An 11,039-nucleotide genomic window follows, 5' to 3' on the forward strand; every position below is an offset into this window, starting at 1 on the left:
CGCCACGGGAGGGACGATGAAACCGGCCGTCGCCCTGGCCGCAGCGGCATTGCTGCTGGCACAAGGCCCAGCCGGCGCGCAGGCGCTGGCATTGCCATCCCCGCCGGACGCACGCTTCGACCCCGTGCCCGGCACCCGCCTGCCGCCCGACGCCGTGCTGCGCGACGACGCGGGCCACGCCGTGCGGCTGGACTCTTTGGCCCCGGGCCGTCCGCTCGTGCTGGTGCCGGGCTATTACACGTGCCCGAATTTGTGCAGCACCGTGTTCGAAGGCGTGCTGCAAGCGCTGGCGCTCGGCGGTCTCGCGTCCGGGGAATACCGCCTTGTCGGCCTCTCGGTCGACCCGCATGATGGCGCCGCCACGACCGCGGCGCGCAAGCGTGCCTATGCCGCGCTGCTGCCCGGCGGCGCGGCCGACGTCGTGCTGCTGACGGGCGACATGGCCACGCTGGCGCGCCTGCAGGCCGCGCTGGGCTACCGCGCCGTGCCGGATGCGGCCAGCGGCGAGCTCGCACATGCGGCCGGCTTCGTCGTGCTCGACGCACGGGGCCGCATTGCGCGGTTTTTTCCCGGCGTGCGTTTCGACCCGGCCGCGCTGCGGGACGCGGTGCGCGCGGCGGCGCGTCCCGGCACGGCGCAGGTGGCACCGTCGTTCGGTCAGCAGTTGCTGCTGCTGTGCGCGCACTACGCGCCCACGTCCGGCCGGCACACGGGGACCGCGCTGGCCTTCGTTCGCGTGGGCGTGCTGGCGCTGCCGCTGCTGTTCGCCGGCTGGTTGTGGCGCCGGCGGCGGGGGCGGGCATGAGTCCCGCGTTCCACCTGCTGCCGGCCGACGGCGCGGCGTCCGCTACGCGCCTCGACAGCCTCGCCCTGTGCCTGCTGCTGCTGACGGGGGCCGTCGCGCTCGCGCTGTTCGTGTTGATGGTCGGCTTTTCCGTACGCTACCGCGCCGGGTCGAAGGCGGACCGCACGCATGTGCCGAARCAGGGCCTGCCCGTGGAGATCGCATGGACCGTGATCCCGCTGCTGCTCTTCCTGGGCATTTTTGCATGGGGCGCGATCGATTACGTGAAGCTGTACCGGGCGCCGGCCGATGCGATGCCCGTGTTCGTCGTGGCCAGGCAATGGATGTGGGAAGCGCAGCACCGCAATGGCCGGCGCGAGATCGGCCAGCTGCACGTGCCGCTGGGCCGGCCCGTGCGCATGGTGATGACGTCGCAGGACGTGATCCACAGCTTCTTCGTGCCGGACTTCCGCGTCAAGCAGGACGTCGTGCCGGGCCGTTACACCTCGATCGTCTTCACGCCGAGCCGCACGGGCGAATACCGGCTGTATTGCGCGGAATACTGCGGCACGGAGCACGCGATGATGCTGGGCCGGATCGTCGTCATGCAGCCCGCGGCATTCGCGCGCTGGCTGGAGGCGGGGCCGCGCCAGCCGGGCATGGCGGCGCATGGCTACGAGTTATACAGACGATATGGCTGCAGCGGCTGCCACGATCCCGGCTCGAGCGTGCATGCGCCCGATCTCACCGGGCTGCTGGGCCGGCGCGTGCATTTGGCGGACGGGCGCGAGCTGACGGCGGACGAGCCGTACATCCGCGACGCTATCCTGCTGCCGGCCAGGGACGTCGTCGCGGGCTACGCGCCTGTCATGCCCTCGTTCGCGGGGCAGGTCAGCGAGGARGACATCCTGGCCATCATCGAATACATCAGGGAGAACGGGCATGACGAGCGCGCAAAATGAACCCAGCTACCTGCACGGCGGCTACCGCCTGCGCGACTGGCTGACGACGCGCGACCACAAGCGCATCGCCGTTCTGTACGCGCTGTCGATCACGTTCTTCTTCTTCCTCGGCGGCGTCGCGGCCGCGCTGATCCGCCTGGAACTGGCGACGCCGCAGGGAGACCTCGTCGGCGACGACACGTACAACAAGCTGTTCACCGCGCACGGCATCATCATGGTGTGGCTGTTCCTGATCCCGTCGATCCCGGCTGTCCTCGGGAATTTCCTGTTGCCGCTGATGATCGGCGCGCGCGACCTCGCATTCCCGCGGCTGAACCTCGCCAGCTGGTATTTGTACATGCTGGGCGGGGCGATCGTGCTGTGGGCACTGCTGGCCGGCGGCGTCGATACCGGATGGACGTTCTACACGCCGTTCTCGTCGATGTTCTCGAACTCGCACGTCGTGGCGGCGCTCGCCGGGGTGCTCGTGCTCGGGTTCTCCTCGATCCTCACGGGCCTGAACTTCATCGTCAGCGTGCACACGCTGCGCGCGCCGGGCCTCGGCTGGTTCCGCCTGCCGCTGTTCGTCTGGGCCAACTACGCGACGTCGCTGATCCTCGTACTGGCCACGCCCGTGCTGGCGATGACGCTCGTCCTCGTCGTCATCGAGCGCCTGTTCCAGGTCGGGATCTTCGACCCCGCGCTCGGCGGCGACCCGCTGCTGTTCCAGCACCTGTTCTGGTTTTACTCGCACCCCGCCGTGTACGTCATGGTGCTGCCGGCGATGGGCGTGGCCAGCGAGATCATCCCGTGCTTCGCGCGCCGTCCCGTGTTCGGCTACCGCTTCATGGCCTATGCGATCCTCGCCATCGCCGTCATCGGCTTCCTCGTGTGGGGCCACCACATGTTCGTCAGCGGCCAGTCGATGTATGCAGGGTTGGTATTCTCGCTGCTCTCCTTCCTCGTCGCCATCCCGTCCGCGATCAAGGTGTTCAACTGGACGGCCACGCTGTACAAGGGCAGCATCCGCTTCTCGGCGCCGATGCTGTACGCGTTCGGCTTCGTGGGCCTGTTCACGATCGGCGGCCTGACCGGGCTGTTCCTTGCCGCGCTCGCGCTCGACGTGCACCTGTCCGACACCTATTTCGTCGTCGCGCACTTCCACTACATCATGGTGGGCGGCTCGGTGATGGCCTACCTGGGCGGCGTCCACTTCTGGTGGCCCAAGGTGACGGGGCGGATGTATTCCGAGACGTGGGGGAAGATCGCGGCACTCGTCATCTTCGCCGGCTTCAACCTGACGTTCTTCCCGCAATACCTGCTGGGCTATGCGGGCATGCCGCGCCGCTACCACAGCTATCCGGAGGAATTCCAGCTGCTGCACGTGCTGTCCTCGGCCGGCGCCGTCACGCTGGCTGTCGGCTACCTCATGCCTCTTGGCTACCTCGCGTGGTCGCTGCGCCATGGCCCGCGCGCGCCGGCGAACCCGTGGCGCGCGACGGGTCTCGAATGGCAGACGGACTCGCCGCCGCCGGAGCACAATTTCACGACGCCGCCCGTCGTCGTGCGCGCACCGTATGCCTACACGCCGGAGGCGCCATGAGCGCCCCGGTACTCGAGCCGCAATTCGGCAGCCACGCCCAGCAGGACTACGCCCGCTCGTTCGGGATGTGGGTGTTCCTGTCCAGCGAGTTGCTGTTCTTCGGCCCGCTGCTGTTCGGCTACCTCTACCTGCGCATGCACGATCCGGTGGCGACGGGTATGGCCAGCCGCCATACGGACATGCTCCTGGGGACCGTCAACACGGCTGTCCTCCTGACCAGCAGCTTCTGCATGGCGCTGGCCGGGCATGCCGCGCAAGGGGGAGGGCGGCGCCGCGCCGCGCGGCTGCTCGCGCTGACGGCGCTGCTGGGCATCGTCTTCCTCGCCATCAAGGGTTATGAATGGCACCAGGAATTCGCCGAACGCCTGTTCCCCGGCACGGGCTTCCGGCCGGACGACGCGGCCGATCCCGCCAGGGTGCACGGCATGGAACTCTTCTTCCTGCTGTACTTCGCCGCCACCGGCCTGCATGCGCTGCACCTGTGCATCGGGATCGTCGCCTGTCTGTGGCTGATGCCGGCGCTGCGCCATCCYCCGCCGCGCGGACCGGGCGGCGGGAGCGTCGAACTGGCCGGACTCTACTGGCACTTCGTCGACGTGGTCTGGATCGTCCTGTATCCGTTGCTGTACCTGACGGCGCGGGCCGGAGGCTGACATGGAACAGCCCGTCCGCCCCCTCGTCCTGACGTGGCTCGCGCTGCTGGCGCTGCTGGCCACGACGGCCGGCTGCGCGCTGTTGCGCCTGGGCTGGCTGAACACCGTCATCAGCCTCGCGATCGCCCTGGCCAAGGCTCTGCTCGTGGCCATCGTGTTCATGCGCCTGAAGCGCGCGCCCGTACTGCTGCGGCTCGCCGCCGTGACGGGGGCCGTCACGCTGGCGCTGCTGTTCGGATTGTCGCTGACGGATTACACGACCCGTACCGAACTGAAGGCGCCCTGGCAACAGCCGGCCACCGTGGCGCCGCGCCTGGGCAGCCGGTGAGAATATAGGCTTATCGTGTTGTTCCGAGAGCCATCCAATCCCCGCCTGATCATTGACCGCAGGCGGGCAGAGTTCGCCGACCGGGACAGCGAGGAACGCTTCATCCGGCATTTCCTGCCAGAGCGTAATGCCCAGCTGAAGGCGAGCCTGCTGTTCGCGGCCGCGTTCTACGTCGCCTTCGCGACGACCGACTTCGCCACCCTGGGCGACACGGTCGTCGCGTGGATCCTCATGGGCCTGCGGGTCGGCGTCGCCGTCGTCGCGCTGGGCGCCTGGGTCGCGGTCACGCGCCGGCCCGGTTCGGTTTCCGTGTCGATCGGGGCCGCCTGTACGCTGCTGAGCGTGGCGCTGGCCGTATTCATGGTCGTGTGCTGGTACCAGCCCGGGGTCCTGGCGTGGAATGCGATGTCGCAGGCGCTGATCCTGATGGCGGTGTACGTGAATTTCCCGAACCGCTTCGTGTATGCGGTGGCGATCGGCGTCGTTTCCAGCGCCGTGTTCGCGGGCATGTTGTTGATCCAGGGTAACCTGAAGATGGACGACGTGCTGACGCTCGTGTTGTTGCTCGTCCTCGGCAATGCGCTCGGTTATGTGGCGGCGCGGCGCTTCCATGTCGCCCAGCGCGAGCAGTACCGCGCATCGTTCCTGCTGCAGCAGATGGCCGACCGCGACCCGCTGACCGGCTGCTACAACCGCCGCTTCCTGCAAAAGGGCTCGCTGGACGCCGAACTGGAACGCACGCGCCGCTACGGCACGCCATTGTCGGTCATCCTGTGCGACATCGATCATTTCAAGCGCGTCAACGACACGTACGGCCACGCGGCCGGCGACCAGGTGCTGGCGGATTTCGCTGGCTTGCTGCTGACGCTGACGCGCGACACGGTGGACAGCGTGATCCGCTATGGCGGCGAGGAATTCCTCGTCGTGCTGCCGCAGACCGACCTGGCGGGCGCCTGCGCGCTGGCCGAACGCATCCGCCTCGCGTTCGCCGGCATGGCCAGCCGGGCGCCGGCGGGGGCGACCGTGTCCGCGACGGCCAGTTTCGGCATCGCTGCCGTGCCGGTGCTGGCGGACAACCTGCCGGCGTCGGCCGAAGGGCTGACCGGCGCGGCCGACGCCCAGCTGTACGCGGCCAAGCACGCCGGCCGCAATACCGTGCGCGGCACGCTCGTGGGCGCGGCGGGCTGATACGTTCAGCCGCCCGCGGCGCGCAGCCGGTACCAGGCGATGCCGATCAGTTCATACATGGCATACCACGAGCGGCGCATGCCTTCCGCGCTCGGGATCCACGCGTGGATCGACAGCGGCTGGTTACTGAAGAACATCGTGGGCGCGCTGACGACGTCGAGACCGGCGCGTTCGAACACGGCGCGCGCGCGCGGCATGTGCATGGCGTCGGTCACGAGGAGGACGCGCCTGACGCCTTCCGCGCGCAGGATGGCGGCGCTGAACGCGGCGTTCTCCGCCGTGTCCCGCGAGCGGTTCTCCATCCATTTCACGGGCACGCCGAAATCCTCGCGCAGCGCGGCGGCCATGCCGTCGGCTTCCGAATAGCCGCGGTCCAGCGCGTCGGGGGCGCCGCTGCCGCCGCTGACGAGGATGGGCAGCCCCGTCTTGCGCTGCAGGTGCGCCCCGTAGCGCAGGCGCGCCAGGGCGATATAGTCCGGGATGTCGCGGCCATCGTATTCGGGGGCGCGCCGTACCCGTCCCGCCGCGAGCACGACGATGGCTTGCGCGCCGGCGCGCTCGGGCGCCTGCAGGGGAACCGTCATCCGCTCCAGCGGCGCGACGAGGAGCCGCGCGCCGCCCGTCGTCGACAGGACGGCCAGCAGTGCGAGCCCGGTCCCGGCGACGATGCGGCCGGCGCGCGGCCGACGGCGCCACAGTACCAGGCCGACGGCGATCACGATGAACAGGCTGGTGGGAGGCAGGATCAGGTCGCGTGGGACGAGGTTGATCAGGTCGAGCAACGGTTTGAATGTCATGGATGGCATCGGGAGATACAGGCGGCTGGAGTAGACCGCAGCCAGGCCGCCGCGTCAAGTAGAGGCGCCCGCGCCGACCGTCCCGATCGGTCCGTCCCACGCCGCGATCAGGTCCCGGTACGCCACGCCCACGGGCCGGATCCGGCGCTGCAGGTCGAACAGGCCGCGCGGATTGACGACGCCGCACGCCTCGCGCAATTCGATGTGCCAGTCGACCTGGTCGGTCAACGAATACCACGTGAAGCCGACGACCTGCACGCCGCTGCGCATCAGGCTGCGCACGACGGCGAACTGGCGGCGCAGCCAGTCGCAGGCCTCGCCGCCGTGCTCGCGCTGGTCGCGGTTCGTCTCCGTGTGCATCATCGGCAGGCCATAGCGCTCGGCGTATTCGCGCGCGATCATCGCATAGCCGAGCGTCTCGCCGGCGTCGCTGGACGCGCCGTCCGGGGCGACGTGGTGCTCGTTCGTCACATAGTAGTCGCTGCCGAGGATGCAGTGGCCGCGCAGCGCGTGGTCCTCGAAGAAGCGGCATTCGTCCTGCGTCATGCCGTTGTCCAGCACGAACTCGCGCTGGACGGGGCCGAGCGGGCGCAGCTCGCCGAACGCCTGGTCCGTGAATTCCCAGTCGTAGCGACCCGGGCCGAGCCACGTCCGGTGCAGCGGCACGCCATAGCGCAGCGTGTGGATGCCCAGCTGCGCGACGAGACCGAGGTCCGTCTGCCACTGGCGGTAGTGRCCGCATTCCTCCATCTGGTCGCGGCGGACGCGGCCATTCGCGATCGTCGGCGCACTGTTCTCGATGCCGGTGGCGAACATGAAAGGCAGCATCAACGCCTCCCCAGCGGCGGCTGCGCGGTGACGACGCCGGGATCGATCTTGTGCAAATTGTCCAGCCCCGTCAGCAGCATGCAGTCCTGCAGTTCCTGCTCCAGCAGGGTGAGGGCGCACGTGACGCCTTCGCGGCCGCGCGCCGCGAGGCCGTACAGCCATGCGCGCCCGGAGAGGCAGGCGTGGGCGCCGAGGCCGATCGCCTTGACGATGTCGCCGCCCGTGCGGATGCCGCCGTCGAACAGCACTTCGATGCGGTCACCCACGGCGTCGACGATTTCCGGCAGCACGGAGATCGACGAGGGCGCGCTGTCCAGCTGGCGCCCGCCGTGGTTCGAGACGATGATGGCGTCCGCGCCGATGTCGATCGCGTTTCTCGCATCGTCCGGGTTCATCACGCCTTTCAGGACCAGCTTGCGCTGCCATTTGTCGCGCACCCGGCGCGCCGTGTCGACGTCGAAGGAGGCGTCGAACTGGTCCTCGATCCACTTCGACAGCGAGCCGATCGAGCCGGCTTCTCCGATCTCGTGCTCGAAATTGCCGAACGTGCGGCGCTTGCTGCCCGCCATGTTGGCGAGCCAGCGCGGGTGCGTCACCATCTGCATGATATTGGCGGGCGTCAGCCGCGGCGGCACGGCGAGGCCATGCTTTTCGTCGGCCCAGCGCTTGCCCTGCGTGTGCAGGTCGATCGTCAGCACGAGCACGGAGCAGTCGGCGTCGTGCGCGCGCCGCATCAGGCTGTCGTTGACCTTGTGGTCCTTCATCAGGTACAGCTGGAACCAGAACGGCTTTTGAATCGCCTCGGCCACGTCCTCGATCGAATTGATGGAGCACGTGGACAGGCAGAACGGCACGCCGAAGTCCACCGCCGCGCGCGCCGCCTCGCACTCGCCGTTGGCCCAGGTGAGGCCCGCGAGACCCGTCGGGCCGAGGGCAAGCGGAATGCGCGCGGAGTCGCCGACCATCGTGACGCCGGTGTCGCGGTGCGACACGTCGCGCAGGCTGTGCTGGCGCAGCGCGAGTGCCCGCATGTCGTCGAGGTTGCGCTGGACGGTCAGCTGCTGTTCGCTGCCGCCGTGGATGTAGTCGAACACGACGCCGGGCAGGCGTTCCCGGGCGAGGCATTCGAGGTCGAAGATGCTGGCCACCTTGCTCATGTCGGATCCTCCTACAACTCCCCGCGCGCCGCGAGCGTCCGGATGCGCGCGCCCATGCGGCAGGCGAGGGCCTGGATCGTCAGCGACGGATTCACGCCGCCCGCGGTCGGGAACAGCGAGCCGTCGCAGATCCACAGGTTGTTCACGTCCCAGCTGCGGCCGTCGGCGTCGACGACGCCCGTCTCGCGGCCGGCACTCATGCGGCAGGTGCCGAGGATGTGGCTCGTGTCGTCGCTGGTCCACAAGTCGCTGGCGCCTGCCGCCTCCAGCATCGCGCCCATGAAGCGGCGCGCATGGTCCTGCATGCGGCGGTCGTTGTCGGAGTATGCGAACGTGACGTGGGCGACGGGCAGGCCGTGGCGGTCGCGCACATCGGACAGTTCGACGCGGTTGCGCGCGTGCGGCTCGGTCTCGGCGACGGCCACGAAACCCGCCATGTGGTTATAGGCCAGCATCTCGCGGCGCAGCGCCGCGCCCCACAGGTGGCGCTCCGTGACGAGCAGCTGGGCCCAGGCACGGGGCAACGGACCCTGGCTCATGAACGCATAGCCGCCATGAAAATTCTTGCCGGCGTCCGTGTAATTCCAGTGCTCGCACACCGCCATGTTGGGCGGCCCCTTGTACCAGCGGATTTCCTCGTCGAAGCGGGCCCACATGCCGGGGCCGGCATGCGTCGTCAGGTGCGTGCCGACCAGGCCCGAACCGTTCGCGAGGCCGTGCGGAAAACGGCCGCACGCGGAATTCAACAGCAGGCGCGGCGTCTCGATCGCATAGCCGGCTACCACGACGTTGCGCGCGCGCTGGAAGCGCCACTGGTCGTTGCGGCGATAGTGCACGCCGGTGGCCAGGCCGTTATCTCCCAGTTCGATGCGGCCCGCCATCGCGAGGTCGCGCACCTCGGCGCCGGCGGCCAGTGCGCGCGGGATCCACACGATCAGCGCGCTCTGCTTGGCATTCGTCGCGCAGCCGAAATTGCAGAAGCCCCGGTAGACGCACGGCGGCGACTTGCCGCGCGGCGCGGACACGGTCGCCAGCGGCACGGCCGCCCACGGGATGCCCATGCGTTCGGCGCCGCGCGCCAGCACGAGGCCGGCCGCGTTCATCTCGTGCTCGCGGTAAGGATAGCGTCGGCGCGGCGGTCCCCACGGATAGCGCACGGGCCCGGCCACGGCCAGTGCCCGCTCGGCCTCGTCGTAATACGGTGCCAGTTCGGCGTAGGTGATGGGCCAGTCGACGCCATAGCCGAGGCGGCTCCTGGCCTGGAACCAGTCGGGCCGGAAGCGCAACGAGATCATGCTGAAGTGGACCGTCGACCCGCCCACGCCCCAGCCCGAGTTGTTGCCGCCGAGGGCCAGCGCATCGGCGCCGCCGGAGATGCGTTCGTCCAGCCAGTACAGCTGTTGTTGCGCTTCCTCGTCCGATGCGAAATCCTCCAGCGGGCGCCAGAACGGCCCGGCCTCCAGCACGACGACGGAAAAGCCGGCCTCCGCCAGCTTGCACGCGAGCGTGGCGCCGCCGGCGCCCGCGCCGACGATGGCGAAATCGACGTTGTCGTCGTCGCCGTATTCGCGCATGGCGACCCAGCCGCCGCGCGCGAACACGTCGGGGGCGCGGCCGCCGCCCGTACGCGGTGCATGGCTTGCGGTCATGGCGCCTCCTTCGCCTCCCACGGGTCGCGCCCGTCGAAACCGAGGCGCACATAGCCGCGCGGGCTGGCGGGGCCGCCGAAGCCGATCTCGTTCCATGCGAGGGGATGGGCGTAATAGATGCCGGCCGCCGTCTTCAGGAGGTGGTGGATGAAGAAGCGGCGCGCATCGATGCCCTGCCAGCGGGGCGACGCGGCGCGGCCGCCGGCCAGCACCTGCAGCACGGCGTCCTGGGCGTCGGCATCGAGGTCGACGAACGGACTGTCGTGCAGGCGGCGCGCCTCGTCGTCGACGGCGGCCAGGCCCTGGCGCCAGGCGTCGCGCAGCGGCGGCATGTCCGGATGGCGGAAGCCTTCGCCCCGGTCGTCGTGCAGCATCGCGTCGATCCACGGTGTGATGGGGATGGGTTGCGCACGTTCCGGCTGGGGCAGCAGCCGCGCGTTGATCGCGTCCAGCAGTTCCCATTCCGCCGCCGTCAGCCAGCGCCGCGGCGGGACGGCCTCCAGGCGCTGCGCGAGCACGTTGCGCGTGATGTCGTCGAACGACGGGCTGTCCCATCTGGCCAGCACGTCGTAGCCGGGAAAGCGCGGTGGCGGGAGGTCGTCGTTCATGCGGCCTCCCGCCCTGGTCCTTCCTGCGCGGCGCGCAATGCCAGCGCGGCGCGGCCGGCCAGCGCCAGCGCGCTGAAGCTGGGCGGCGCCGGCAGCGGCGGGCCGGCCAGTACGTTCTGACTCCAGTTGCGCCAGCCGCCCATCTGGCGCGCGATGCCGCGTGCGTGGAACACCATGCCCAGCGCACCCAGCCACGTGCAGGCGTCCAGCAGGAAGCGCGTTGTGCGCCACGTCGTGCGGCGCGGGCGCGCCGGGCCGGGCAGCGCCGCGCCGGCGAGGCACAGCGCCGTCACGGGCGGTACGGTGACGGGCACCCACATGGCCGGATGCTGGAACGCGCCGCGGAAATGCAGCAGGGCCGCCTCCGCGCTCGTGCCGGCCAGCCCGAACGCGGCCAGCCCGCATAGCGCGCGGCCGCTCGGCAGGCCGGCGAGCGTCGCCGCTCCTCGCGCGACGGGGTGGGCAGCCAGGCCGATGACGCCTGCCAGCGTGAGGGCCGCCGG

The 11,039-nt window shown here is 69.8% G+C and carries 11 protein-coding genes and 1 pseudogene; 6 read left to right on the forward strand and 6 right to left on the reverse strand.

What is annotated here, in order from left to right; translation table 11 throughout:
* The 6 genes from AC1DYX_RS21790 to AC1DYX_RS21815 all read left to right on the forward strand — a co-directional run.
* The coding region (locus tag AC1DYX_RS21790) for an SCO family protein (protein ID WP_477262699.1) at window positions 1-805 on the forward strand (805 nt) is incomplete at its 5' end.
* A complete protein-coding gene (gene coxB, locus AC1DYX_RS21795; protein ID WP_477262701.1) occupies window positions 802-1,746 on the forward strand; it encodes a cytochrome c oxidase subunit II in 945 nt (314 codons plus the stop codon). The genes AC1DYX_RS21790 and coxB, both read left to right, overlap by 4 nt.
* Window positions 1,727-3,328 carry a cytochrome c oxidase subunit I gene (gene ctaD, locus AC1DYX_RS21800; RefSeq protein ID WP_477262703.1) on the forward strand — a complete coding sequence of 534 codons (1,602 nt, stop codon included), beginning with the start codon at window positions 1,727-1,729 and terminating at the stop codon, window positions 3,326-3,328. Before coxB ends, ctaD begins: the two co-directional genes overlap by 20 nt.
* On the forward strand, window positions 3,325-3,981 hold the full coding sequence (locus AC1DYX_RS21805; RefSeq protein ID WP_477262705.1) for a cytochrome c oxidase subunit 3: 657 nt from the start codon (window positions 3,325-3,327) through the stop codon (window positions 3,979-3,981). Before ctaD ends, AC1DYX_RS21805 begins: the two co-directional genes overlap by 4 nt.
* 1 nt (window position 3,982) lies before the next feature.
* Entirely contained in the window at window positions 3,983-4,309 is a 327-nt protein-coding gene (locus tag AC1DYX_RS21810; RefSeq protein WP_477262707.1) for a cytochrome C oxidase subunit IV family protein, read from the forward strand.
* Window positions 4,310-4,324: 15 nt separating this feature from the next.
* Window positions 4,325-5,497 (forward strand): GGDEF domain-containing protein, encoded by a 1,173-nt coding sequence (locus AC1DYX_RS21815; RefSeq protein WP_477262709.1) that lies wholly within the window; start codon window positions 4,325-4,327, stop codon window positions 5,495-5,497.
* A gap of 5 nt (window positions 5,498-5,502) precedes the next feature.
* On the opposite strand, the gene AC1DYX_RS21820 is transcribed toward AC1DYX_RS21815, so the two are convergent.
* From AC1DYX_RS21820 to AC1DYX_RS21845, 6 genes and pseudogenes are all read right to left on the reverse strand, one after another.
* Window positions 5,503-6,294, reverse strand: coding sequence for a YdcF family protein (locus AC1DYX_RS21820; RefSeq protein WP_477262711.1), 792 nt, complete (start codon window positions 6,292-6,294; stop codon window positions 5,503-5,505).
* A 54-nt stretch (window positions 6,295-6,348) separates the two neighbouring features.
* Window positions 6,349-7,122, reverse strand: coding sequence for a hypothetical protein (locus AC1DYX_RS21825; RefSeq protein ID WP_477262713.1), 774 nt, complete (start codon window positions 7,120-7,122; stop codon window positions 6,349-6,351).
* Entirely contained in the window at window positions 7,122-8,279 is a 1,158-nt protein-coding gene (locus AC1DYX_RS21830) for an alpha-hydroxy acid oxidase (protein ID WP_477262715.1), read from the reverse strand. Before AC1DYX_RS21830 ends, AC1DYX_RS21825 begins: the two co-directional genes overlap by 1 nt.
* A gap of 11 nt (window positions 8,280-8,290) precedes the next feature.
* Window positions 8,291-9,928: a GMC family oxidoreductase gene (locus tag AC1DYX_RS21835; protein ID WP_477262717.1), complete on the reverse strand. Its 1,638-nt coding sequence runs from the start codon at window positions 9,926-9,928 to the stop codon at window positions 8,291-8,293.
* The gene (locus AC1DYX_RS21840; RefSeq protein ID WP_477262719.1) at window positions 9,925-10,536 is read right to left on the reverse strand and encodes a gluconate 2-dehydrogenase subunit 3 family protein; all 612 of its coding nucleotides are present in this window, start codon (window positions 10,534-10,536) and stop codon (window positions 9,925-9,927) included. The genes AC1DYX_RS21835 and AC1DYX_RS21840 overlap by 4 nt, the downstream gene beginning before the upstream one ends.
* A pseudogene (locus AC1DYX_RS21845) lies at window positions 10,533-11,039 on the reverse strand (hypothetical protein); the annotation flags it as partial. The gene AC1DYX_RS21840 and the pseudogene AC1DYX_RS21845, both read right to left, overlap by 4 nt.

It is taken from the genome of Massilia sp. P2_C2 (assembly GCF_056404615.1).